Origin of the sequence: Nonomuraea cavernae, assembly GCF_014646355.1 — a bacterium.
GTDB lineage: Bacteria > Actinomycetota > Actinomycetes > Streptosporangiales > Streptosporangiaceae > Nonomuraea > Nonomuraea cavernae.
Window position 1 is genome coordinate 134328 of record NZ_BMNH01000004.1, and the last position, 23998, is coordinate 158325.

The following is a 23998-nucleotide window of genomic DNA, read 5'->3' on the forward strand; positions in this document are numbered from 1 at the left end:
GGTCTGTCCCAGTCTGTAGCTCGACACCACAGTGCGGTGGGTGTCACGAAGGGAAGCGTCCCGAGCGCCGGGTGGGGTTCGCGGTGGGAGGGACACTCTCTTGGGGGGTGACGGCATCTCGGTCAGCTAGCCGATCGAGATGTTGCTTTAAGGGGTGTTCTCGTCTGATAAGCCAGGCGAGGGCACCCTTTTAGCGTTTGGACCTTTATTGACAGGTCTGGTGGATTGCCGCGCTCGGCCCCCGGGGTAGATCGGCTGCGGGGGGAATCATGAAGCGCGGACTGCGGATCACCGGCCTGGTCGTCGCATGCGGCCTGGTCAGCGGGCTCCTGATCGGATGCCTGGTGGGGTGCGGCAGCGAGGCCACCGAGGGCCACGCCGACCCACGGGCCCTGGCGGCACTCCGGGGGGCGCTGGGCACGCCCGCCCGGCTGCCGGACGGCTTCGCGCCGAGGCCCCAGGACGCGTGGCGGGCGCCGTTCACCGCCGCCAACCGCAACTGCCGGGTCCTGCTCGCACCTGTCGGCGGCCGGGCCCCCGAACGGGCGCTGACCGCGCAGGCGGCGGTCAGCTATCAGGGTGACGAGCTGGGCGAGCAGGTCGGCGTCGGGCTCGCCCGCTACGTCGGCTCCGAGGCCGAAGGGCACATCGACGACCTGGCCACGGCCCTGTCGGAGTGCCGGAAGGTGCGCTCGCGCGGCGGCACCCGCCTGCGGCTGCGCGAGCTGCCGCTGCAGGACGTGGGAGACGAGGCGATCGGCGCCGAGCTGCGCGGAAAACTCAACGGCTACCCGTACGCGCTGGACGTGGTGCTCGCCCGCTCGGGTGACACCCTGGTCTCGCTCGTGCACACGGGCATGGCCGGGGTGGACCGGGAGCGCACGCGGCAGCTCCTCACCGCCGTGATGGGCATGGCCAGCGCCTAACCTAGTGCCTGTGACTCTCGATCCTGAAGACAGCAAGCTCATCACCCTGGCCCGCGCCTCCAGGACGCGTGGTGGCTCCGCTGAGGGCGCCGCCGTGCGCGACGAGACCGGGCGCACCTACTCGGCCACCGACGTCGCACTGCAGGCGCTCCAGCTCTCCGCGGTGCAGGTGGCGGTCGCCATGGCGGTCTCCAGCGGCGCGCGGTCGCTCGAGGCCGCGGCGCTGGTCACGGCGGCCGACGGGCCGAGCGCCGCCGACGAGGCGGTGGCCCGCGAGCTGGGCGTCAAGGCTCTGCTCGTGGCCGGCCCCGACGGCACCCCGCGGAGCTGACATGCCGATCTCCCCTCATCTCGCCAGAGTGCGCGCCAAGGTCGGTTCCGATCTGCTGATGCTGCCGTCGGTGTGCGGCTGCGTGTTCGACGAGTCGGGGCGGCTGCTGGTCGCGCGGCACGGCGACGTCGACCTCTGGGCCGCGCCGGGCGGCTGCCTCGACCCGGACGAGCGGCCCGAGGACGCCGTGGCCAGGGAGCTGCGCGAGGAGCTCGGCATCGACATCGCCGTACGCGGTCTCATCGGCGTCTACGGCGGGCGGGAGTTCCGCACCGTGTACCCCAACGGCCACCAGTGCGGCTACATGGTCGCGGTGTACGGCTGCGTGGTCGCGTCCGGCGTCCCCGTCCCCGACGGCGACGAGATCACCGACGCCCGCTGGATCACCGAGCAGGAGCTGACCGGGCTCACGATGACCCCGTGGTCGCCGCACGTGCTGCCCCACGCGTTCGCCTGGTGGCGAGACCAGGGCCGATGATGGGCCAGAATTGCGGGGTGACTTCGCCAGACAGCCATCGCGCCGGATTCGCCTGCTTCGTGGGGAGGCCGAACGTCGGCAAGTCCACGCTGATGAACGCCCTGGTCGGCACGAAGGTGGCGATCACCTCGTCCAAGCCGCAGACCACCCGCCGGGTCATCAGGGGCATCGTGCACCGGCCCGACGCCCAGATCGTCGTCGTCGACACCCCGGGCCTGCACCGCCCGCGCACGCTGCTCGGCGAGCGCCTCGACAGTCTGGTGCTGTCGACGCTGACCGAGGTCGACGTGATCGGTTTCTGCCTGCCCGCCAACGAGCCGATCGGCAAGGGCGACCGGTTCATCGCCGACAAGCTGTCGGCGGTGAAGCGCACTCCGGTGGTCGCCGTGGTCACCAAGACCGACCTCGCCGGCAAGGAGCAGATCGCCGCGCAATTGCTGGCGGTGTCACAGCTCGCCGAGTTCGCCGCGATCGTCCCCGTGTCGGCGCAGCACGGTGACCAGCTCGACGTGCTGGCCGACGTGCTCGTGGAGCACCTGCCCGAGTCCCCGCCGCTGTACGAGGGCGGGCAGCTCACCGACGAGCCCGAGCAGGTGCTGGTGGGAGAGCTGATCAGGGAGGCGGCACTGGAGGGCGTGCGCGACGAGCTGCCCCACTCGATCGCCGTCGTGGTCGACGAGATGATGCCGCGCGAGGGGCGTGACGACCTGCTCGACATCTACGCGCACCTGTTCGTGGAGCGCCCGTCGCAGAAGGCGATCGTGATCGGGCACAAGGGCGAGCGGCTGCGCGACGTGGGCACCCGGGCCCGCAAGCAGATCGAGGCGCTGCTCGGCACCCGCGTCTATCTCGACCTGCGCATCAGCGTGGCCAAGGACTGGCAGCGCGACCCCAAGCAGCTGCGCCGGCTGGGCTTCTACGACTGATCGGCGCGGCTCGCCAGCGCCGGCGTCAGCGTGAGCAGCGCGAAGACGATCAGCGCCAGGGCGCTGGCCAGCGCGGCGAACCAGCCGTAACGGATCACCGGCTCGACCGACAGCACCCTGCCCAGATCGACCGACACCCGGTCGGCCGCCCCCGCCGGATCGGTCACGTACAGCACCAGCATCAGCGTGGCCAGCGCGCCCGGCAGCGCGGCCAGCGCCGCGATCCAGGGGCGGGTGATCAGCCCGGCCAGGCCGAAGGCCAGCGCCGCCATCCCGGCGATCAGCGTGTAGACGCCGAAGCCGTCGTCGGTGCCGCGCACGTCACGGGAGACGGCGCCGCCGATCAGGTCGCTGCTGGCCTCGACGCCCGCCCACGGCAGGATCGCGCAGAACACGAGCAGCGCCGCGGCGATGGTGACGGCGAACGCGTGAGCCCGCCGCGGCCGGCGTCGCGCGGGACCCGGCGAAAGGTAGTCGGCCACACGGTCACCATAGGACGACCGGACGCTCCGGGCCAGGCCGGCGGGCCTTCGGCGGGTCACCCGGCGCCGGACGGGGCGGACGCCAGCGCCTCGCCCCACTCCAGGCGGTCGCGCAGGGCGACGGCGTCCGGGGCGAGCGCGGACACCAGGACGCCGGGGCCGGCCAGCGGGAGCACGGCGACCCCGTCACCGACGACCGCCTCCCGGCAGGCCGGTCCGGGGGTGACGAGGGGGGTGACGAGGGTGGTGCCGACGCAGCGGGCGGTGCCGTAGATCGCCGATGAGGTGTCGAGGGCCGGGTCGCCGACGACGTGCTCCTGCCTGAGCAGGGGACGGCCGTCGCTGGTGGCGTCGAAGCGGGCGTGACAGCGGCCCGGACGCTCGCCGTACCGGCCGAACACGATCTCCTCCCGCCAGAGCACGCGCGCGTCCGCCGCCAGGGCCAGCCGTACGGTCAGGCGGTGCGCACATCCGGCGGCGAGGACCGTCGGTTCGGGCGCGAACCGGAGCGAGGCCCCGGCGCCGACCCGCGCGGTGATCAGCAGGTGTGACTCGCCCTCGCCGGGAAGCACCAGCGTGCTCGCCACCGAACCGACGTCCAGGCTGGTGCCCGGGGCGACGTCGAGGTCGAGCCGGAGCCGGTCGCCGCCGAGCGGGCCCGCCGCGGTCGAGACGAGGTGCACGGTCCGCGCGCCGGTCTGGCGGAACGTCAGCGGCGGCGCCGAGCCCAGCCCGCTGACGACCGTTCGCCCGCCGGACAGCGAGGTCGCGACGAAGGCGCGGGCCCGCATAGCGTGGCGGTCGGCGGGCGGGAGGGCGTCGGCGGTCACGGTCAGCCCGCGGAGACGGGACGCTCGGACCAGGCGCGCAACTGGACGGACACCCAGGCGGCCACCTTGGCCACCTCGGGCTCCCGCCTGATCGAGGTGAAGAGCACCGGCCGGTCGCCGCGCACGGCGGCCGCGTCGCGGGCCATCACCCCGAGGTCGGCGCCGACCATCGGCGCGAGGTCGGTCTTGTTGACGACCAGCAGGTCGGCCGTGGTGACACCGGGACCGCCCTTGCGCGGCACCTTGTCACCGCCGGACACATCGAGGACGAAGATCTGCCGGTCGGCCAGGCCGCGGCTGAACGTCGCCGTCAGGTTGTCGCCGCCGCTCTCCACGATCACCAGGTCGAGCGGGCCGAAACGGTGTTCGAGGGTCTCCACGGCGTCGAGATTGGCGGCGATGTCGTCGCGGATCGCCGTGTGAGGGCAGCAGCCGGTCTCGACGGCCAGGATGCGTTCGCCGTCGAGCACCCCGGCCGCGCGCAGGAAGTCGGCGTCCTCGGTGGTGTAGATGTCGTTGGTCACCACGCCGAGGCGTGTCGACGGGCCGAGCACCCGGCACAGCGCCGCCACCAGCGCCGTCTTGCCGCTGCCCACCGGCCCGCCCACGCCCAGCCGCAGGGCCCGGCCGTGCCCGTCAGGGGCGTGGTGGTGGTCGTCGTGGTGGGCGCTCATGGCGGAGTCCTTTCCTAGGAGACGAACAGCCTGACCGCGGCCCTCGCGTGCCGTTCGGCCAGCAGGTCGAGAGCCGGCGCGGAGTGGGCGGACAGCTCCGCCCACGCGGTCTCCGGACCGGAGACGAGGGAGGCCAGCTCCTTCAGGTCAGGGGCCAGGTCGGCGAGCAGCCGGTGGACCTCGACCGGGTCCAGGCCGAGCAGGCGCGCCGCCGCCGTGGCCGGGCCCGTGACGGCGTGGTAGGCCGCCGCCAGGGCGGCGTCCCCGGGCGAGGCTCCCGCCGCGTGCGCCGCCGCCCCCAGCGCGACGGGATGATGCGGATCGGGTACGGCCAGCGCCAGGGAGTCGAGCGCGGGTGCGGGCCAGACACGGCGTGCCACCCGGAGCAGCAGCCGGCCCTGGATCCTGGACGCGGCCCGCTGCGCCGGTGACGCGGTCCGGGCGTCGGCCTCGGCGTCGAGGCCGGTCCACGGCGGCGTTCCCGGCGGAGCGTCCGGCGCTGCTCGGGCCGCACCGCAGGCCGCGCAGCAGGCGGCGGCGAAGGCGGTGGCGACGCGGCCCGAGGTGTGCAGGCGGCCCCTCAGGAAGGCCGAGAGAGACGGGAGGTCATGGACGGCGCCGGAGGCGACGGCCTGCTCGGCGCCACCGGAGTGGGCGTGCCCCCCGGCCGGGAGCCGGGAGTCGGTGAGGAGGAGCAGCGCCGGGTGCATCAGAACAGGAAGTAGCGCTGCGTCATGGGCAGCGCGGCGGCCGGCGCGGGTTCGACGAGGTCGCCGTCGATGAGCACCCGGAAGGTGTCCGGCTCGACCTCGATCCGGGGGAGCGCGTCGTTGAGCGGCATCGCCTCCTTGCCGCGCCCGCGCACGTCGGCCACCGGGACCAGGCGGCGGCGCACCGCCAGGCGGTCGGCGAGCCCCTCGTCGAGCGCGAGAGGGGAGACGAAGTGCAGCGACGTGGCCGCCGCCGTCACGGGGACGGCGCCGAACATGGGGCGTGAGAGCACCGGCTGAGGGGTCGGAATGGAGGCGTTGGCGTCGCCCATCTAGGCCCACGCCACCACGCCGCCCTTGAGCACCAGCGCCGGCTTGACCCCGAAGAACGCCGGGTCCCACAGCACCAGGTCGGCCAGCTTGCCTCGTTCCACCGAGCCGACCTCGCTGTCGAGACCGTGCGCGATGGCCGGGCAGATCGTGTACTTGGCGACGTAGCGGCGGGCCCGCAGGTTGTCGGCCGGACCACCGCCGAGCACGCCGCGGCGGCCCTTCATCACGTGGGCCGTCTGCCAGGTGCGGATGACGGTCTCGCCGATGCGGCCCATCGCCTGCGAATCAGAGCCGATCATGGAGATGGCGCCCAGGTCGTGGAGCACGTCCTCGGCCGCCATCGTGGAGGGCCTGATGCGCGACTCGGCGAACGCCAGGTCCTCGGGGATCGACGGGTTGAGGTGGTGGCAGACCATCAGCATGTCGAGATGCTCGTCGAGGGTGTTGACGGTGTGCGGCCTGGTGGGATTGGTGGAGGAGGGCAGCACGTTGGCGTAGGACGCCACCCGGATGATGTCCGGAGCGTGCCCGCCCCCGGCGCCCTCGGTGTGGTAGGCGTGGATCGCGCGGTCGCCGATGGCGGCCAGCGTCGACTCCACGAACCCGGCCTCGTTCAGCGTGTCGGTGTGGATCGTCACCTGCACTCCGGTCGCGTCGGCCACCGTCAGGCAGGCGTCGATCGCGGCGGGCGTGGTGCCCCAGTCCTCGTGCAGCTTGAAGCCGGACGCGCCCGCCCTGAGCTGCTCCATCAGGCCCTCGGAGCTGACCGTGTTGCCCTTGCCGAGCAGCGCGAAGTTGAGCGGATAGGAGTCGAGCGACTCCAGCATCCTGGCCAGGTACCAGGTGCCGGTGACCGTGGTCGCCTTGGTGCCCTCGACCGGCCCGGTGCCGCCGCCGACGATCGTGGTGACGCCCGCGCCGATCGCCTCGTCGAGCAGCTGAGGGCAGATGAGGTGCACGTGGGAGTCGACCGCGCCGGCGGTGAGGATCTTGCCGTTGCCGCTGAGGATCTCGGTGGACGGCCCGATCACGATGTCGACGCCGTCCATGGTGTCGGGGTTGCCGGCCTTGCCGATCGCGCTGATCCGGCCCCCGGCGACGCCGACGTCGGCCTTGACCACGCCCCAGTGGTCGAGGATCACCACGCCGGTGATGACCAGGTCGGCCGCGCCCTCGGCCCGGGTGGCACGGGCCTGGCCCATGGACTCGCGGATCACCTTGCCGCCGCCGAACACCGCCTCGTCACCAGCGCCGGCCGGGCCCATCGCCAGGTCCTCGGTCACCTCGACGAACAGGTCGGTGTCGGCCAGCCTGATCCGATCGCCCGTGGTGGGGCCGTACAGCGCCGCGTAGCGGGCGCGGGAGATGTCAGCCATCGAGCGGACCAGCCCATTCCGGTCGCAGGCCGGGCACCACGCGGCCTCCGGCGATGGACACCAGCGTCACGTCACGCTCCACGCCCGGCTCGAACCTGATCGCGGTGCCCGCCGGAACGTCGAGCCGCATCCCCCAGGCGGCGCCGCGGTCGAACTCCAGGCCCGGGTTGGCGGCGGCGAAGTGGTAGTGGGAACCGACCTGCACGGGCCGGTCAGCCGTGTTGACGACCCGCACCGTCACCCGCTCGCGTCCCGGGTTGAGCGTGATGGCGCCCTCGGGATGGAGGTACTCGCCGGGGATCACGGGATGGGCCTGTGGACGGTGACCAGCTTGGTGCCGTCGGGAAAGGTGGCCTCGATCTGCACGGTGTCGAGCATCTCGGGCACGCCGTCCATGACGTCGTCCCGGGCCAGCACGGACCGCCCGGACTCCATCAGCTCGGCCACGGTCCGGCCGTCCCGGGCCCCCTCCATCAGGAACGACGCGATGATCGCGGTGGCCTCGGGGTGGTTGAGCCGCAGGCCCCTGGCCTGACGCTCGCGCGCGACCCCGGCGGCGACGTGAATGAGCAGGCGCTCCTGCTCGTGTGGGGTAAGCCGCATGGCCGGACCCTAGGAACCGGCCGTTTCGCGAGCGTTGCCGGGGGATGTCGTGTTGGTTTCCGGTGCGTGGATCAGCCCGCGGTCCATGCTCTGGCCGACTCCACGATCTCCTCCAGGTGGCCGCTGTGGGCGCCGTGCCAGTAGACCTGGCCGCAGGTGCGGCACTGGCCGTAGGCGTCGAAGGTGCGCCGGGTGCCCGCCTCCAGCAGCGGCTCCACCTCGTGTTTGGCGGCCGGGATCAGCAGGCCGTTGCAGGCCGTGCACCTGGTCCAGGGGCGCAGCGGGGGAGAGAAGCGTTCGAGCAGGTCGCGCAGCTGGTCGCGCGGGCTGGAACCGCGTACGTACGCCCCGAGCCAGAGGGCGCGGCGGCGCAGCAGGCCGCGGTCCTGGGTGAGCAGCACCCGGCGCTCCTCGTTGGCCTGCGCGACGAGAGCCGGATCGTCCATGTCGTTGTGGTAGGCCGTGTCGAGACCGAGCAGCCGCAGCCGCCGCGCCAGCGTGCCGAGGTGCACGTCGAGCAGGAAGCGGGGCTCCTCAGGCAACTGCTGCGGCCGTGGCACCGCGGGCACGTCCACGATGTCGCCCGCGACCGGCAGGTAGGACGGGGTGACGCCACGGTCGCCGATGGTCATCGGGCCGACCTCCGTGAGCGGGACCCCGATCGACTCCACGTGATGGCCCAGGGTCGAGGTGCGGTCGAGCGTCACCCGGTGCCACTCCTGCCGGCGGCTCACGGGCAGGAACATGAGCAGCTCCGGGGCGATGCGAAGGTGCGCCTCCCGTTCGGTCACGATGTCCATTCTGCGCGATCGGATGGGTGCCTCCTCAGATCGGGAGCTGCCAGATGTGCCATTCGTCCAGGAGCGTGAAGCCCATCGCCTCGTTGATGGCCAGCATGTGCGCGTTGGACGTGGCGTTCCACGTGATGATCCGCTCGACCTGCGGCTCCAGCTCGCGCAGGCGGAGCAGGTTGGCCAGCTTGAGCAGCAGGCCCAGGCGGTGGCCGCGATGCGGGCCGAGCACGACGGTGTCGGCCTGATGGGCCCAGCCGTCGGCACGGTCGGCGTTGACGTACAGGCGGGTGAATCCGGCGGGCGCGCCGTCGGAGACGCGCCTGGCGATCGCGGTGTGGCAGTCGGAGCCGCCCGGCACGATCAGCTCCTCGCGCGCCCGGATGCGCTCGATGTCGTAGACCGCGTCCTCCATCTCGGCGCCGAGCGGGGCGTCGTTCATGCCGGCGGTCAGTATGGCCAGGTCGGCGAGCCGGTCCGGCCCGGCGGGGCCCTTCCAGAGCTCCAGTTCGTAGCCCTCCGGCCGGGGCAGCATGTCGCGGAACCGGCGCCAGTCGACCTCGCGCAGTTCGAGGGTGCGGCGGGCCTCCGTGAGCGACACCGTGAAGCCGTGCGCCTCCGCGAAGCGCGCGCCCGTGCCCACAGCGGGCGTCTCGACCAGGAGCAGCCGCCTGCCCTCGGCGCGCAGCCGGTCGCGAGCCGAGCCGAGCAGCCTGCCGCCGAGCCCCCTGCCGCGCCGGTCGGGGCGCACGAACAGCGGATCCACCCAGCCCAGATGCGTGTTGTCGAGCGTGGGCAGGACGATCCGGTAGCCGCCCACGACCTCGTCGCCGTCGCGCTCGACGTGGGACTCGATCTGCGAGCCCCGCTGCTCCCGGGTGAACATCACCTCGAAGCGGCGCGATGACAGCACCGGACCGGGCTGGTCGGCGACGGCCTGGACATAGGCGGCGTGCAGTCGGCCGAGGGTCGCGCCGTCGATCGTCGTCATGGATCCAGGCAAGCGCATGGGCCCCGGACCCGGCCACCGGTTTACTGCCGGTAGTCCTCGACCTCGCTGACCGGCCGGGGCGCCGCGTTGTCGGGGTCCTCGCCCGCGTGGCGGCGGGCCCTGCGCTGCCGCAGCAGGTCCCAGCACTGGTCGAGCGCCACTTCGAGCTCCTTCACCCGGGCGTTCTCCTCGTCGGAGGTGACCTCGCCCGCGGACAGCCGGCCGCGCAGTTCGTGCTCCTCGTCGACCAGGGCGCTGATCCTGCTGAGAATCTCGTTGTCCCGCATGTCCGAGACTCTACTGACTTCGTGATAGAACACGCCCTATGTCTGGTATCGCGCTGGTAAGAAAGCCCGGCCCCCGCCTCGCGGACGGCCTCCTCAGCTACGTCCAGCGCGAGCCCGTCGATCCCGGCCTGGCCACGCGGCAGCACGACGCGTACGTGGCCGCCCTCGCCGACGCGGGCTGGCGGCCGGTGTACGCCGAACCGGCCGACGACCTGCCCGACGCCCCCTTCGTCGAGGACACGGTGGTGATCTCCGGGCGGCTGGCCGTACTGACCAGACCCGGTGCCGAGGAGCGGCGGCCCGAGGTGGCGTCGGTGGCGTCGGTGGTGCGCGGGCTGGGGCTGAAGGCGGTGCGGATCACCGGCTCGGGCACCCTCGACGGCGGTGACGTGCTCCAGGTGGGGCCCACTGTCTACGTCGGGAGGTCGGCCCGGACGAACGACGAGGCCATCTCCCAACTGGCCGCCCTGCTCCCGGAACGCCGGGTCGTGCCCGTCGACCTGGACGGAGTGCTGCACCTGAAGTCGGCCGTCACCGCGCTGCCCGACGGCACGCTCATCGGCCTCGCCGCGCACGTGAACCTGAGCGGACTCCTGGAGCCCGCCGAGGAGGCCGGGGCGCACGTGGTGCCGCTCGGGGGAGACCGGGTCCTGATGGCCGCCTCCGCCCCGCGCACGGCCGCCGCGCTGGAGAAGCGAGGGCTCAAGGTGATCACCGTGGACATCTCGGAGTTCGAGAAGCTGGAGGGGTGCGTCACCTGCCTGTCGGTTCTCATTCCCTAGACGCCGGGCCTGATCCGGTCGGGTCGGATGCGGTCGGGTCGGATGTGGCCGGGCCCGATCCGGCGGGGCCTGAGGCCGGGCCGATCTGGCCGTCGGATGCGACGGAGCCGGATCGTCCACCGCGACACGTCTGGTAACGTGCAGAGCATGCTGCGTGTGCTGCTTCTTAGCTGCCGCGGCGGGGGCCACTGAGGCCGGCTCCCTCGCCGCGGAGCCTGTCATGCGCGTCGGCCGTTCTTCATCGACCGACGAGGAGCCCCAGAGATGACCGCTCAGCAGCCCAGTTCCATGCCTTATCAGCGCTATCAGCCGTTCGAGCCGATCCGCCTGACCGACCGCACCTGGCCCGACCAGGTGATCACCAAGGCTCCCCGCTGGTGCGCGGTCGACCTCCGTGACGGCAACCAGGCACTGATCGACCCGATGGACTCACACCGCAAGCTGCAGATGTTCGAGCTGCTGGTGCGGATGGGCTACAAGGAGATCGAGGTGGGCTTCCCGGCCGCCTCGCAGACCGACTTCGACTTCGTCCGGCAGATCATCGAAGAGGACCGCATCCCCGGCGACGTGGTCATCCAGGTGCTGACCCAGGCCCGGCCCGAGCTGATCGAGCGCACCTTCGAGTCGATCCAGGGCGCCCGGCAGGCGATCGTCCACCTCTACAACTCCACCTCGACCCTGCAGCGCCGCGTCGTGTTCGGCCTGGACAAGGAGGGCATCACCGCCATCGCGGTCGAGGGCGCCAAGCTGGTCAAGAAGCTCGCCGACGCGAGCGACGTGGACGTACGGTTCCAGTATTCTCCCGAGTCGTTCACCGGCACCGAGCTGGAGTACGCCGTCGAGGTGTGCGACGCGGTCAACGACGTGTGGCAGCCCACGCCCGAGCGCAAGGTCATCGTCAACCTGCCCGCCACGGTCGAGATGGCCACGCCCAACATCTACGCCGACCAGATCGAATGGATGCACCGCAACCTCAGGCGCCGCGACTCGATCATCCTGTCGCTGCACCCGCACAACGACCGCGGCAGCGCCGTGGCCGCGGCCGAGCTGGGCTACATGGCCGGGGCCGACCGCATCGAGGGCTGCCTGTTCGGCAATGGCGAGCGCACCGGCAACGTCTGCCTGGTCACGCTCGGCATGAACCTGTTCTCCCAGGGCGTCGACCCCGAGATCGACTTCAGTGACATCGACGAGATCCGCCGCATCACCGAATACTGCACCCAACTGCCCGTGCACCCGCGCCACCCGTGGGGCGGCGAGCTGGTCTACACCGCCTTCTCCGGCTCCCACCAGGACGCCATCAAGAAGGGCTTCGAGCACCTGGAGCGCGACGCCCACGAGGCGGGCGTGCCGGTCGACGACTTCACCTGGGCCGTCCCCTACCTGCCGATCGACCCGAAGGACATCGGCCGCACCTACGAAGCGGTCATCCGGGTCAACAGCCAGTCGGGCAAGGGCGGGGTCGCCTACATCATGAAGTCCGACCACCAGCTCGACCTGCCGCGCCGGCTGCAGATCGAGTTCTCGAAGGTGGTGCAGGCCCACACCGACACCGAGGGCGGCGAGATCAGCCCGGCCACGATGTTCGCCATCTTCCAGGACGAATACCTGCCCAACCCGGCCAACCGCTGGGGTCGGCTGAGCCTGATGGCCCACCGTCACGAGTCCACGGTCGACGACAAGGACCGCATCAGCGCCGACGTACGCCTCAACGGTGAGATCCGCGAGGTGGAGGGCATCGGCAACGGTCCGATCTCGGCGTTCATCGACGCCATCTCCAGGGTCGGCTTCCAGGTGCGGGTGCTCGACTACGTGGAGCACGCGATGAGCGCGGGCAGCGACGCCAAGGCCGCCTCCTACCTGGAGTGCGACATCAACGGCCAGGTGCTCTGGGGGGTCGGCATCGACGCCAACACCACCACGGCCTCGCTCAAGGCCATCATCTCCGCGGTCAACCGCGTCTCTCGCTGACCGCACTGCTCGCTCCACCGCCGGGCCCCGCATGATCTGCGGGGCCGGCACCTGGGATGCGCCCACAAGGCCACACACCCGACCATTTGACCGCCTGCCCGTGATCACGGGGCGAGGCGGTCGAGTCGTTTCAGCTGGGCTTGTTACTTGCCGGGCGTGCAGTCGTACAGCTCGCCGTAGCGTTTCTGGGCGATGCGCATGAGCTCGATCAGATCCTTGATCCCATCTCTGCCCTTGGCGACCTGGGACAGGTCGATGTCGATCAAGCGGGCTTCGTTGTCGCAGCGAAATTTCGCACTCACCCGGTAGGGCTGGTCCGCGAAAATCGAATCCGGCATGTACCCGACCATGCCATCGCCTAGATCGCGAGGGAGCGGAACTCCTCCATGCCTCGTGAATACTGCTCGTCTGTCATCCAGCAAGAAGTTCAGGTGCTCTTGAGGCATGCCCGGGCCCTCGTGCATCCACCACACCTCCAGAGGCGGAGGGGTTCTGTCAGGAGCCGAGCAGTTACCGTTTCTCTTAGTTCCAGCAGTCTCTTCAGCGAGTGGTTCGGTTACGCCAGTCACGGAACGAAATGCCTGCTCGGGGATAAGACTGCAGACGTATGGTGAGGAATCTACGATCGGCAGAGGAGGAGCCAGTGTAGAGACGATGTCGCTCTCCGGAGTGCAGGATACGCCGAACAGCACAAGGGCTGTCAGAGTAAGAGACAGGCCCCTCATTCTTTTCTCCTGGAGGATGAGGGAATCTGGAGGTCGAGATAATCGTCCACCTCGCTGGTCCTATGGAATGTGCTCTTGAAGCGATCAAGCAGGTCGTTGCTTCCTCCGGCGGCCCGAGTCCACGTGAGGAATTCGCTGTATTCTTGAGGAGTCATTTCGGAGAAGCGCTTGATCGTTCGCCCATCACCGGCAGCGAATTTCTGCTTTCCGAAGCCGAGTCCGTCAAGCATCCCTTTGTTCAGCATGGCTGTGGCCAGCATCTGCTCTGCAAGTCTTTCTACCGCCAGTCGGTTGTCCGCCAGCGTCCGGTGTGTCTCGTCCAGCCCCTGCCCGTGTTCGGAGATCTGCAAGGCAATCTGCTTGGCGACCTCGTCGTACGCGGCTCCGGCGATTTTGTCGTACTGCGTATTGATCAGGTTGCCGAAGGCTCCGGTGGCCAGCTCACCGACCTGTTTGGCCCCCGGCACGGGGAGCAGGCCGATCGCATCGCGCACCATGGTTTTCAACGACTCGTCCACCTTCTTGTCGTTCAGCCCCTGGGCAATCAACACCTGGCGGCGGATTTCCACGATGTGGCTGAAGGGACGTGCCTCTGCCACGGTCCGGTCTATTAGAAACTGTTTGATGTCGGCCTTGTCGACCCGGCCGTCCTCATCGAAGTCGAACTTCTTGACGTCGGCCTTCGTGAAACCGAGCCGCTCGGCGTTGGATGCGGTCAAGCCCACTGGTGCCACGGTGTCGAGTGCCGCTCGCATGTGTTCGGTCTGCGCTCTCACCAGTGCTTCGAAGCCGGCGTCGTGGGAGGCGGCCAGCACGAGTGCGTAGGACATGTCCTGGGCCGCGACCTTGCCGAAGGTGGCGTGGTTAAGGAGGAGCCGGGAGAGTTGGTCGATGTTGGCGGAGATGGCACGAGCTACCGGGTAGCTCAGGGGCGCGAGACGATCGAACGTTTCTCGGTTCCTGATCTCCAGGTTGCCGTCGTCGGCTTTGCCGAAGGCGCCTCGCACCTCGTCAGCGACGATTTTGGTCAGCTCGGAGGCCAGTTTTTGGGAGGTTGCGTCCTGGCCGGTTGTCGCGGTCACCAGCATGTCGTTGAACGGCGCATGGTCCTTCAAGTAGAGAGAAGCGCCCCACCGGGTCGTGAGCAGATAGTCCAGCACGGATGTCTTCCACTCGGCCGGGGTGTGGTCCAGCAGGGTGTGGGACGCCTCGCGGCTGGACTTCGCCGCGTGGAACAGGTCGTCCAACACCGATGATCCGCCCTTCGCGCCTGGAACACCGGCTTGCGTCCCCGGTCTCAGCAGGGTGCCGAGGCCGAGTGCGCCGGCCAGGTCGATGACGGGGATCTGGGCGCTCGCGAAGGCGCTGCCCAGTGGGTCCTTGCTCGCCGCCCACGCGTCCTTGCGCTGCTCGTGCTCGTAGGCGATCACGTCGCGTCCGATGACCTCCATGAACTCCTTCGAGAACGGTGTCTTCCCGTCGTGGGCACGCCAGATGAGCGCCTGCGCCTGGTAGCCCGAGTGGGTCGTGTCGCCGGTTCTGTGCTCGGCGCGGCCCTCCTTCGCCAGGTCCTTGAGGAAGCCGGCGCCCATGTACGCCGGATCCTTCGGGTTGGTTCCCTTGGCCAGGGCGGTGGCCAGCATGCTCAGGGCCTTCTGGCCAGAGACAGAGAGCCGGTCCGCGCGGCCCGCATCTTCACGATTCATGGCATCGCGCAACTGTGTGGCGAAGGAGCCGGGCGACCGCGTCACGCCTCGGCCGCCCAGCGTGCCCAGGAACGCCTTGACGAACTCGGCGTCCCCGGTGCGTGACGCGTACTTCCGCAACTCCGCCAGCGCCTTGGCATCCCCGTCGGTGGCCTTCAGCGCGGCACGACCCGCCAGCGTCCCGTCCAGGAGTCCCTTCGCGATCTCCAGCCGGTCAGGAATCTCCAGGAAGCTCCCCGCGGGTGTGCTCCTCCCGAAGGTGACCTTCTGCCGCTGCAGCTCGTGAACCAGTCGCTGGCGTCGCCGCAGGTCCTCGGCCTGCGTGGTGACCCGTTCGGCCAGCTCACGCAGGCGCGTGGCCGGAGCGGTGTCGAGCCCGGCACTCCGCAACTCGCCGTACAGGGTCTGCGCCAGCTCCTCCAGCAGCCCGGCAGCCTGGGCATGCTTGCCCGCCATCGTGTCGAACTCCGGCAGCTTGACCCCGCTGAACTCTGTCATGACCTGTCCGGCAGCGATGCCAGCTCTTGCTTCGCGCTGTGTACGGCCTGGGTGAGCATGTCGCGCAGCTCCCGCTGGTCGGCGTGGACCTGGGCGTCGAACCGGGCACCCGTCGGTCCCACCCACGCGTCGTTCTCCATCAGGCGGCAGGAAGGGTCGAGCGCCCACCAGTGCTCGTCCGACAGCCGCTGGATCCGCTCTGCCACGGCCCGCATCGCCTCGCGATCGACGTTAGCCACGATGATTCCTCGCATGGCTCGCTGCACAAGAACCAGATCAGGAGGCGGCGTCCCCCACGGGCTCACACGGTATGCAACATCACGTCAACAAACAAGCTGAAACTCAGTGAAAGTATGGAGCGCATTCCGAGGATGTGCGCATTGGTCTGTTTGTCTGACTATGAGCAAGACTTCGGTTCCGCTCGACAAAGGGAGGTGGCGCGGTCTCGGCGAGGGGGAATGGGCGGTGATCTATGGATCTTCTCCCGCCAAAATTGAAACCGGCTGGATGCGTTGAACATCAACTGAAACGGCCGGGCTGGGAACGGGGCCGGAAGGGCGGCCAGTGCGCCATCGCCAACAGAAAGATCATGGCCGCCGGAGTAGAACAGATGCGCTGACTGTGCCGTTTTGCGCGTTCGAACATCGTCCCGGCGACTCGTCGTGGTGGCGGCGGTCAAGCAGGAATTTGTCGCGAGCGACGGCACCTAGCAAGCCAAGGCCATCAGGAGAGGGGAAGATCGTGCTCACTGGGTTCGGGCCGCTGGTCGCCTGTGCCTGGTCGGAGCGATGAGTAATCGACAAGAAACTGTTGCGGATGGCGTTGCTGAACGCCGCGTTCCGCAGGTTGTTCTCATGTCTTACGGCGGATCCGCACGCTTGTGGCGTCTCACGGATGACTCTCCGTGAGAGTGGAAAGCCCCTGCTCAGGCGTGTTGATCAGTCGAACTCGCCGTTCTTCACGCCGGCGATGAAGGCGTTCCACTCGTCCGGAGTGAAGATCAGTGCTGGGCCGGTGAGATTCTTGCTGTCGCGGACGCCTCGGCGCCCTCCGGACAGTTCGGCGACCTCAACGCAGTTGCCGCCATCGGGTCCCGAGTGGCTGGATTTGCGCCAAATGGCTGTGTCGAGTTCTCGAGTCAGCTCGTCCATCGCTGCAGCGTCTCCTTGATCACTTCTAGGGATTCGCGCTGGGGCAGTGCTTCGGAACGAATCCCCTCATATCTGTATGTTAGGACGCTGACGTCCTCTGGTCGCTCTGTTACTCGGCTCATGACTCCAGCGGATTCGACATACGCCGTGTCGAAAACTCCGTGAGCTTGAGCAATGGCGAATCCGCCGGCCAGACCGGTCGTGGAGTAGGCCGTGAAAGGCAGGATCTGGATGGTGGTCCGGGGAGTTCGGCCCGCTTCGAGGAGGCGGGTGAGCTGCGCCGACATTATCTCGGGGCTGCCGATTGGGCGATGCAGGACTGCCTCATCGATCACGACCCACAGCAGTGGCGGCTTGGGGCGCCGGAGAATGCTCTGCCGTTCCATTCTGGCGATCACATGCTCCTCGATCTGTTCGGAAGTCACGCCGACCTCGCCGCTCAGCACGGCGCGCGCGTAGTCCTCGGTTTGGAGCAGGCCGGGCACGACCAGGGGCTCCCAGGAGCGGATCGCCTCCGCCGTGGCCTCCACGTCGAGCCAGGGCCGAAACCAGGGCGGAGCCGATGCGTGGCTGACCATCGGCCAGAGCCGCATCAGTGCTCCCTCGGCCTCCAGGGCCTCGTCGCAGTGACGGGCGAACTCCTCCGTGGGCGACCGTCTGGCTGTCTCGATCATGCTGATCGTGCCGACGGAGTAGGAGACCGCCTTCGACAGGCGGATCTGGGACCAGCCCCGGGCCTTGCGGTGTCGCCGTAGCTCGAAGCCGAAGAGCGCGGTCGGCGAGTCAGCAGGGCACAGCTCGCTCTCCTTGGGCATCTGACCTCCCGGGGGGACTGCCACCCGTTTCAATGAGACTTTCACCGAAACGGTTGATGGCATAGCGAAGTCAATCAACTACTCAATGTAGCCGCGGCTTGGGATGGTGGGAAGGCCGATCCAGGCCGACTTCTTTGAGTGGGTGAAGCCATGAAAGCAGCGAGCGCGGAGCCGAGGATCATCGGTTCGATCCATCTGGCCGGCATTCGCGAGTCCGTCCCGCACGCTCGCTCCGAGGTGCGCAGATGGCTCGGCGAGGATCATCCCGCGGTCGAAGACGCCGTGCTGGCGGCGTCCGAGCTCGTGACGAACGCGCTCCGGCACTCCGACGTCAGGCCGTACGACCTCATCGGCCTCACCGTCGCCGCGACGGAGGAGACGGTGTATGTGGAGGTGTGTGACCCCGGGTCCGCGTTCTCCGGGCCGCACATCCGGCAGGAGCCGGAGGCGGAGGACGGTCGTGGTCTGCTGATCGTCCGTGAGATCTCCCAGGAGTGGGGCACCCGAGAACACGGCCGTGGGCTGGGCCGCACCGTCTGGTGCGCGATCCGGGTCGTTCATCCTTCTGGCCTGTCCGCTTCGAGCCGCTCTCCGGCCGGCGGACGCGTCCCTGGCTGACCGTACGGTCGGCCAGGGGCAGGCGGCGCCGTCTCCCCTGGGAGGGGTGTCGCGGAAAACGTCCGGCCCGGGGCCTTCCCCCGTGGGCCGAGCCGGGCGCGGCCCCCGAAGAGCGTGCCGCCCACCTCTTCGGGGGCCATCTCCATGGCCGGATGGCCTGTTGCGCGGCAGCGGTGCGGCCGCAGGGGTTGGCCGAACAGGTCGCCACGCAGGTGCTCGGCCTTGGCGCGTCGCAGGCCGTACTGGCTCGATGGAGGGTGTTCATCGACGTCATCGGCAGAGGTGGGCTTGGCAGGGTTAGTGAACGTTGCGTTTCTTAAGGCGGGGCTCTATTCTCCTTAGAGAACGACTCGTTCTCTAAGGAGCGGTCATGAAGTTCGTCCTCCCCGGACTGCTGCTCGCGATGCTGCTCGGCGCGCTCGACCAGACGATCATGGCGCCCGCCCTCCCGGCGGTGGCGACCGCGCTCGGCGGGCTGGGCCAGATGCCCGCCGTGATCACCGCCTACCTGGTCGCCGCCACCGTGGTGATGCCCGTCTACGGCAAGCTCGGCGACCGCTACGGGCGCAAGCCGATGATGCAGGCGGCGATCGTCATCTTCGTCACCGGCGCCGTGCTCTGCGCGCTGGCCGGGTCGATGCCGCAGTTCGTCGCGTTCCGCGCGCTGCAGGGCGTCGGCGGCGGCGGGCTGATGATCGGCGCACAGGCGATCATCGGCGAGCTCGTCAGCCCCCGCGAGCGCGGCCGCTACCTGGGCCTCATCGGCGCCGCCTACGTCGTCGCGGCCGTCGGCGGACCACTGCTCGGCGGGTTCATCGTCGACCGGTTCGACTGGCGGTGGATCTTCGCCGTCTACCCGCCGCTCGGTCTGATCGCGCTGGTGCTTCTGACGGTCACGCTGCGACTGCCCAAGCCGGTGAGTCGCGCGCCGATCGACGTCGCCGGCGCGCTCACCCTGGCCGTCGCCGTGGTCGGCGTCGTGCTGCTCGGTCAGACCCGAGAGCCCGTCTTCCTGGCCGTGGCGCTCGCCGGCGCCGTCGCGTGGCTGGTGAGCGCGAGGTACGCGGCCGACCCGATCCTGCCGCTGCGGCTCTTCCGCGACCGGGCCTTCGCCGTGCCCGTGACGATCAGCATGCTCGTCGGGTTCGCGCTGTTCGGCACCGTCACGTACCTGCCGGCCTACCTGCAGATCGCGCTGCGCTCCACCGCCACCCAGGCCGGGCTGCTGGTCACGGCGTTGATGGCCGGCGTGCTGATCACCACCATCGTCTCCGGCCGGCTCATCACCCGGACCGGCCGCTACAAGCCCTATCCGGTGGCGGGCACCGCCGTGGCCGCGCTCGGCCTGGCACTGCTGCCCTTCGCCGACGGTGCCGCGGTGTTCGCGGCCGTGATGCTGCTGATCGGGCTCGGCATCGGGCTCGTCATGCAGGTCATGGTGCTGGCCGCGCAGAACGCCGTCGAGTACGCCGACCTCGGCACCGCCACGTCGTCGGTGACGTTCATGCGCCAGATCGGCGCCTCGGCCGGGGTCGCGCTGGCCGGAGCGCTGATCACCTGGCGGATCGCGGGCGACCTCCCCGTGGCCGGGCCGGCCGGCCTGCCCGAGAGCGTGCGGGCCGCGTTCGCCGAGGCCGTGCCGCCCGTCCTCGGCGGCATGGCGCCGCTGCTCGCCGTGGCCTTCGTCCTCGCGCTGGTCCTGCCGGCGCGTCCCCTGCGCACCACCGCTTACGTCGAGGAGAGAGCATGACACTCGTCGCGCCCCTGCGGGCGTTCGGCCGTGACGACCTGGCACTGGCCGGCGGGAAGGGAGCCAATCTGGGAGAGCTGGTCCGCAAGGGCTTCCCCGTCCCCGACGGCTTCGTGATCACGACCGCCGCCTACGACCTGGTCGCCGGCGGCCACGACACGCGCGACCACTTCGAGCGGGTGGAGTTGCCCGCCGAACTGCGCGAGGCCATCGCCGCCGGCTACGCGGCGCTCGGCCGCGGCCCGGTCGCCGTCCGCTCCAGCGCCACCGCCGAGGACCTGCCCGGCGCCGCGTTCGCCGGCCAGCAGGACACCTACCTCAACGTCGTGGGGGAGGAGGCCCTGGCCGACGCCGTACGCCGGTGCTGGGGGTCGCTGTGGGGAGACAGGGCCGTGGCCTACCGGCACCGGCTCGGCATCGACCCGGGCGAGGTGCGCATCGCGGTGGTCGTGCAGAGCATGGTCGAGGCGGAGACGGCCGGCGTGCTGTTCACCGCCGATCCGGTCACGGGCGACCGCGCGCGGATCGTGGTCGACGCGAGCAGCGGGCTGGGGGAGGCGGTCGTCTCCGGTCTCGTCACCCCCGACCACTACGTGCTCGACGCCGCGGGGGAGGTCACCGCGTACACGCCGGGCCGGCGCGAGGTGGTCATCCGCGGCGCGGCGGGCGGCGGGGTCGTCCGCGAAAGTGGTGCCGGCGCGTCCGGCGAGCGGCTGCCCGGCGAGGCGCTGCGCGAGCTGGCCCGCCTGGCCGGCGAGGTCGCCGGACACTTCGGCAGGCCGCAGGACATCGAGTGGGCCTATGCCGGCGGCCAGGTCAGGCTGCTGCAGGCGCGTCCCATGACGGCGCTCCCGCCGCCGCCGCTGGGACGGCTCAACCCGGTGCGGCGCAAGCTCGGCGCGATCCTGCTGGAGTACATGCCGGTGCGGCCCTACCCGATCGACATGTCCACCTGGGTTCCGTACGGCCCTGCCGGGCTGATGGCCAGAGTGACCGGCCACTTCGGCATCAGGGGCGCCTTCGAGGACTTCCTGGTGGAGGAGGAGGGCGTGGTCTACGCGTTGGTGCCGCCGCGCCCCCGTCCGTCAATCCGGATGCTGGTCACGCCGGTGCGGATCCTCCGGCTGGCCAGGCGCCACGACCCTGCCCGGTGGACCGAGGACCCGCGCTTTCGCGCCTTCGTCGCGGCGACCGAGGAGCTGGAGTCCCGCGACCTGGCCGCGCTGCCGTGGCCGGAGCTGGTCCGGGTGCCCAGGCAGGCGCTCGACCTGGTGCAGCCGGTGGCCGACCTGCGCATCGACTACCTGCCGGGCAGCGGCCTCGCGCTGCTGAGACTGCTCGTGTCGCTCAAGCTGCTCGGGCGCGGCAAGGAGTTCGGCGATCTGATCGCGGGCGCTCGCACCCGCACCTCCGACGCCAACCAGGCGCTGGAGGAGCTGGCCGAGGAGGCCCGGCTGACGGGCGCACTCGACGCCGACCCGCCCCCCGCCGCCTTCGCCGCCAAGCTGCGGGACTTCCTCGCCGAGTACGGCCACCGCGAGACGGCGAGCCCGCTCCTCGTCACCCCGCCGACCTGGGCCGACGCGCCGGAGACGGTGCTCGGCCTGGTCAGGGTGCTCGCGGCCAAGCCGCCTGCTCCCGCCGCCGGCGGCGACGCGCTCGAACGGCTGCTCGCCCACCCCCGGCTGCGTACGGCGGCCCGCCGGGCCAGGATGACGCGCCGGGTCCAGGCGGCGCGCGCCGGCGTCGCCTTCCGCGAGGACAGTCACTTCTTCTTCACCGAGCCGCTGCCCGTGCTGCGCCGCTCCCTGGTGGAGATCGGCCGCAGGCTGCGCGACGCTGGGCTGCTCCAGGAGCCGGAGGACGTCTTCCATCTGCGGCTGGAGGAGCTCGAAGGGATCGATGACGTCAGGACGCCGGCCGAGCCCGACCGTGAGCGGTTGCGCGCGGCCGTGCTCCGGAGGGCGGCCAAGCGGGAGGAGTTCGCGGGCGTGCGGCTCATCGACCCGGCCGCGATCTTCCCCGCGCGGCCGGCGGGTGACGCGCTCGTCGCCGGGACGCCCGCGGGCGGCGGCACCGCCACCGGACCGGTGAAGGTCATCGCGGATCCGGCCGAGTTCGGTCGGCTGACCGAGGGCGACGTGCTCGTCTGCCCCTACACCAACCCGTCGTGGACGCCGTTGTTCCAGCGGGCCGCGGCCGTGGTGGTGGACACGGGCGGCAGCGCCTCGCACGCGGCGATCGTGGCCCGCGAGTACGGCATCCCGGCCGTCATGGGCACCGGTGAGGGGACCTCGGTGCTGGCCGACGGGCAGCTGGTGACCGTCGACGGCGGCACCGGCCTGGTCTCCGCGGCTTCGTAGGATGCGTGACATGGTGACCGACCACCGCAAGCTGCCCCGCCGTCGCGGCGAGGAGCTCAGCGCCGCCATCTTCCGGGCGACGCTCGACGAGCTCGCCGACGTCGGCTACGCCGGGCTGACCATGGAACGGGTCGCCGAACGGGCCAAGGCCAGCAAGGCGTCGCTCTACCGGCGCTGGCCCACCCGCATCGAGCTGGTGATGGACGCGGTCTACCACCTGCTGCCCGCCCCGCTCTCGGTGCCCGACACCGGCACGCTGCGCGGTGACGCGCTGGCCGGGCTGAGACGTACGGCGGAGTTGCTGACCGGACCGGCGGGCGAGGCGCTGCGCGGGCTGCTCGGCGAGGCGCTGGGCGACGAGTCGCGCGCCGCCAGGTTCCGGGAGAACTCCCAGCGGGCGGGCAGGCGGATGATGGAGGAGGTCACGCGCCGGGCGGTCGAGCGGGGTGAGATCGATCCGGCCGCCGTCACCCCGCTCCGCCTGGACGCCGGGCAGGCGCTGCTCAGGCAGCACTTCCTCTTCGCCGGCCCGTCCATCCCCGACGAGCTGGTCGTTCGGATCGTCGACGAGGTGATCGTGCCGTTGTTCGGCTCGCGGTGAACGGCTCAGCGCCAGGCGGCCGGATCGGCGTGGCGGGCCCGTCCTGGCCATGGCCGATGTCGTGGCCGGCCCGTCGGCCGGTGGAGCTGTGACCGGCCCGTCGGCCGGCGGAGCTACTGAGCGAGGCCCATCATCCCGGCCAGCAGGCGCGCCGAGTGGTCGAAGACCGCCCGCCTGTCCTCGATCGTGTTCTCGAACTGGCCGAACACCTCGAAGTTGATCCACCCGTACAGGCCGGTCCACGCGGTGACGCAGCGCAGCAGCACGTCGCCGGGCACGCCGGGCATGAGCTCGCCGATGACCGCAGTCTCGGCGACCGCGGCCGGTGGCGGGGCGGGCGCGGGGGGCGGCGGGGTGAGCGCGCCCGCGTGGTACGCCTCCGACAGGATGCGCCCGTACACCGCGACGTCGCGGACTCTGGCGGAGACCGTGTCCTGCGGCGCGTGATAGCCGGGCACCGGCGAGCCGTACAGCAGCGCGTACTCGTGCGGGTGCGCCACCGCCCAGTCGCGGACGGCGTGGCAGGCGACCAGCCATCGGCCCAGGTAGTCGTCCGGGGAGCAGGCGGCGTCGGCCCGTTCGACCGCCTCGCCGAGCGCGTTGTAGCCGTCGATGATCAATGTGGTCAGCAGGTCATCGCGGCTCGGGAAATATCGGTAGATGGCCGATGAGACCATGCCCATCTCCCGCGCGACGGCCCGCAGGGACAGGCCCCCGGCGCCTTCGGTGGCCAGCTGACGGCGGGCGATGTCGGCGATCTCCCTGGTCAGCTCGGCCCTGACTCGTTCTCTGGCGGTACGGCTGGCTGTCATGCCCCGCACGCTACCAGAGCGGCGGCAAAAAACGAGAGCACCGCTCTTGACGACTGTCGCTCACGTGAGAGAGCATTGCTCTCACAAGAGAACGGCAGTCACGAGGAGAATGCGATGCCCACCCTCGCCAAGGGGGCCAACCTGGCCCTGATGTTCCTGCTGGAGCTCGGTGTCCTCGCTGCCGCCGGCTACTGGGGCTTCACGCTGAGCGAGAGCTGGGGCGTCAAGCTGCTCGCCGGTCTCGGCGGGCCCGCCCTGTTCGTGGCCGTGTGGGCGCTGTTCGGCGCGGGAGGCGGCGCCAACGCCGTCTTCCCCCTGACCGGTCCCGCCCGCGCCGCGCTCGAGATCATCTGGTTCGGCGGCGGAGCGCTCGCCCTGCACGCCGCCGGTCTGACCACCCCGGCCGCCGTCCTCGCCGCCCTCTTCGTCGTCAACGCGGTCCTCCGTCTCGTCTGGAAGCAGGTCTGA

The 23998-nt window shown here is 70.4% G+C and carries 26 protein-coding genes and 1 pseudogene; 11 read left to right on the forward strand and 16 right to left on the reverse strand.

The genetic code is table 11. From position 1 onward, the window contains the following. The first annotated feature begins 269 nt into the window (after positions 1-269). From IEY82_RS09840 to era, 4 genes are read left to right on the forward strand one after another with little or no spacing between them, the layout of a single operon-like run. On the forward strand, positions 270-926 hold the full coding sequence (locus tag IEY82_RS09840; RefSeq protein WP_189123719.1) for a hypothetical protein: 657 nt from the start codon (positions 270-272) through the stop codon (positions 924-926). 10 nt (positions 927-936) lie between these two features. Continuing rightward, positions 937-1257, forward strand: a complete 321-nt coding sequence (locus IEY82_RS09845; RefSeq protein WP_189123720.1) for a cytidine deaminase-like protein — start codon at positions 937-939, stop codon at positions 1255-1257. Position 1258: 1 nt separating this feature from the next. Then, positions 1259-1735, forward strand: a complete 477-nt coding sequence (locus tag IEY82_RS09850) for an NUDIX domain-containing protein (RefSeq protein ID WP_189123721.1) — start codon at positions 1259-1261, stop codon at positions 1733-1735. A 17-nt stretch (positions 1736-1752) separates the two neighbouring features. Beyond that, positions 1753-2661, forward strand: coding sequence for a GTPase Era (gene era / locus IEY82_RS09855; RefSeq protein WP_225262552.1), 909 nt, complete (start codon positions 1753-1755; stop codon positions 2659-2661). Here the strand turns inward: era and IEY82_RS09860 are convergent. The 10 genes and pseudogenes from IEY82_RS09860 to IEY82_RS09905 all read right to left on the reverse strand — a co-directional run bounded on the left by IEY82_RS09860 (position 2652) and on the right by IEY82_RS09905 (position 9738). Further along, positions 2652-3143: a hypothetical protein gene (locus IEY82_RS09860; protein ID WP_189123722.1), complete on the reverse strand. Its 492-nt coding sequence runs from the start codon at positions 3141-3143 to the stop codon at positions 2652-2654. The two genes, era and IEY82_RS09860, sit on opposite strands and share 10 nt — an antisense overlap. A 56-nt stretch (positions 3144-3199) precedes the next feature. Then, positions 3200-3973, reverse strand: coding sequence for an urease accessory protein UreD (locus IEY82_RS09865; RefSeq protein WP_225262554.1), 774 nt, complete (start codon positions 3971-3973; stop codon positions 3200-3202). Positions 3974-3975: 2 nt separating this feature from the next. Then, a complete protein-coding gene (gene ureG / locus IEY82_RS09870; protein WP_189123723.1) occupies positions 3976-4647 on the reverse strand; it encodes an urease accessory protein UreG in 672 nt (223 codons plus the stop codon). A gap of 14 nt (positions 4648-4661) precedes the next feature. After that, positions 4662-5357 carry an urease accessory protein UreF gene (locus IEY82_RS09875; RefSeq protein ID WP_189123724.1) on the reverse strand — a complete coding sequence of 232 codons (696 nt, stop codon included), beginning with the start codon at positions 5355-5357 and terminating at the stop codon, positions 4662-4664. Beyond that, positions 5357-7066: pseudogene (locus tag IEY82_RS09880) on the reverse strand (urease subunit alpha). The gene IEY82_RS09875 and the pseudogene IEY82_RS09880 overlap by 1 nt, the downstream one beginning before the upstream one ends. Next, entirely contained in the window at positions 7059-7370 is a 312-nt protein-coding gene (locus tag IEY82_RS09885) for an urease subunit beta (protein ID WP_189123725.1), read from the reverse strand. Before IEY82_RS09885 ends, IEY82_RS09880 begins: the two are co-directional and overlap by 8 nt. After that, positions 7367-7669 (reverse strand): urease subunit gamma, encoded by a 303-nt coding sequence (locus tag IEY82_RS09890; protein ID WP_189123726.1) that lies wholly within the window; start codon positions 7667-7669, stop codon positions 7367-7369. Before IEY82_RS09890 ends, IEY82_RS09885 begins: the two co-directional genes overlap by 4 nt. Before the next feature lie 71 nt (positions 7670-7740). Beyond that, positions 7741-8469 (reverse strand): Mut7-C RNAse domain-containing protein, encoded by a 729-nt coding sequence (locus IEY82_RS09895; RefSeq protein ID WP_189123727.1) that lies wholly within the window; start codon positions 8467-8469, stop codon positions 7741-7743. Between the two features lie 25 nt (positions 8470-8494). Then, a complete protein-coding gene (locus IEY82_RS09900) occupies positions 8495-9451 on the reverse strand; it encodes a GNAT family N-acetyltransferase (RefSeq protein WP_189123728.1) in 957 nt (318 codons plus the stop codon). Positions 9452-9492: 41 nt separating this feature from the next. After that, positions 9493-9738: a DUF2630 family protein gene (locus IEY82_RS09905; RefSeq protein ID WP_189123729.1), complete on the reverse strand. Its 246-nt coding sequence runs from the start codon at positions 9736-9738 to the stop codon at positions 9493-9495. A 38-nt stretch (positions 9739-9776) separates the two neighbouring features. Between IEY82_RS09905 and ddaH the strand changes: the two genes are divergently transcribed. Both ddaH and leuA read left to right on the forward strand, forming a co-directional pair. Further along, on the forward strand, positions 9777-10520 hold the full coding sequence (gene ddaH, locus IEY82_RS09910) for a dimethylargininase (protein ID WP_189123730.1): 744 nt from the start codon (positions 9777-9779) through the stop codon (positions 10518-10520). Between the two features lie 264 nt (positions 10521-10784). Continuing rightward, entirely contained in the window at positions 10785-12491 is a 1707-nt protein-coding gene (leuA, locus tag IEY82_RS09915) for a 2-isopropylmalate synthase (RefSeq protein ID WP_189123731.1), read from the forward strand. A 143-nt stretch (positions 12492-12634) separates the two neighbouring features. Here leuA and IEY82_RS09920 read toward each other — a convergent pair whose 3' ends face one another. The 5 genes from IEY82_RS09920 to IEY82_RS09940 all read right to left on the reverse strand — a co-directional run bounded on the left by IEY82_RS09920 (position 12635) and on the right by IEY82_RS09940 (position 17386). Then, positions 12635-12829, reverse strand: coding sequence for a hypothetical protein (locus IEY82_RS09920; protein ID WP_189123732.1), 195 nt, complete (start codon positions 12827-12829; stop codon positions 12635-12637). 383 nt (positions 12830-13212) lie between these two features. Further along, positions 13213-15420 carry a hypothetical protein gene (locus IEY82_RS09925; protein ID WP_189123733.1) on the reverse strand — a complete coding sequence of 736 codons (2208 nt, stop codon included), beginning with the start codon at positions 15418-15420 and terminating at the stop codon, positions 13213-13215. Beyond that, positions 15417-15659, reverse strand: coding sequence for a hypothetical protein (locus IEY82_RS09930; protein WP_189123734.1), 243 nt, complete (start codon positions 15657-15659; stop codon positions 15417-15419). Before IEY82_RS09930 ends, IEY82_RS09925 begins: the two co-directional genes overlap by 4 nt. A 699-nt stretch (positions 15660-16358) precedes the next feature. Beyond that, positions 16359-16571, reverse strand: coding sequence for a DUF397 domain-containing protein (locus tag IEY82_RS09935; RefSeq protein ID WP_189123735.1), 213 nt, complete (start codon positions 16569-16571; stop codon positions 16359-16361). Further along, entirely contained in the window at positions 16559-17386 is an 828-nt protein-coding gene (locus IEY82_RS09940; protein WP_189123736.1) for a helix-turn-helix domain-containing protein, read from the reverse strand. The genes IEY82_RS09935 and IEY82_RS09940 overlap by 13 nt, the downstream gene beginning before the upstream one ends. A gap of 150 nt (positions 17387-17536) precedes the next feature. Here IEY82_RS09940 and IEY82_RS09945 point away from each other — a divergent pair, with 150 nt between their 5' ends. The 4 genes from IEY82_RS09945 (at position 17537) to IEY82_RS09960 (ending at position 22718) form a co-directional block, all read left to right on the forward strand. Next, entirely contained in the window at positions 17537-18004 is a 468-nt protein-coding gene (locus tag IEY82_RS09945; protein ID WP_189123737.1) for an ATP-binding protein, read from the forward strand. 370 nt (positions 18005-18374) lie between these two features. After that, positions 18375-19754: an MFS transporter gene (locus IEY82_RS09950; RefSeq protein WP_189123738.1), complete on the forward strand. Its 1380-nt coding sequence runs from the start codon at positions 18375-18377 to the stop codon at positions 19752-19754. Next, the gene (locus IEY82_RS09955; protein WP_189123739.1) at positions 19751-22117 is read left to right on the forward strand and encodes a PEP/pyruvate-binding domain-containing protein; all 2367 of its coding nucleotides are present in this window, start codon (positions 19751-19753) and stop codon (positions 22115-22117) included. The genes IEY82_RS09950 and IEY82_RS09955 overlap by 4 nt, the downstream gene beginning before the upstream one ends. A gap of 1 nt (position 22118) precedes the next feature. Then, positions 22119-22718, forward strand: coding sequence for a TetR/AcrR family transcriptional regulator (locus tag IEY82_RS09960; RefSeq protein ID WP_225262557.1), 600 nt, complete (start codon positions 22119-22121; stop codon positions 22716-22718). Between the two features lie 113 nt (positions 22719-22831). Here the strand turns inward: IEY82_RS09960 and IEY82_RS09965 are convergent, their stop codons facing one another. Then, positions 22832-23530 (reverse strand): TetR/AcrR family transcriptional regulator, encoded by a 699-nt coding sequence (locus tag IEY82_RS09965; RefSeq protein WP_189123741.1) that lies wholly within the window; start codon positions 23528-23530, stop codon positions 22832-22834. Positions 23531-23644: 114 nt separating this feature from the next. Here IEY82_RS09965 and IEY82_RS09970 point away from each other — a divergent pair, with 114 nt between their 5' ends. Continuing rightward, positions 23645-23998, forward strand: a complete 354-nt coding sequence (locus tag IEY82_RS09970; protein WP_189123742.1) for a YrdB family protein — start codon at positions 23645-23647, stop codon at positions 23996-23998.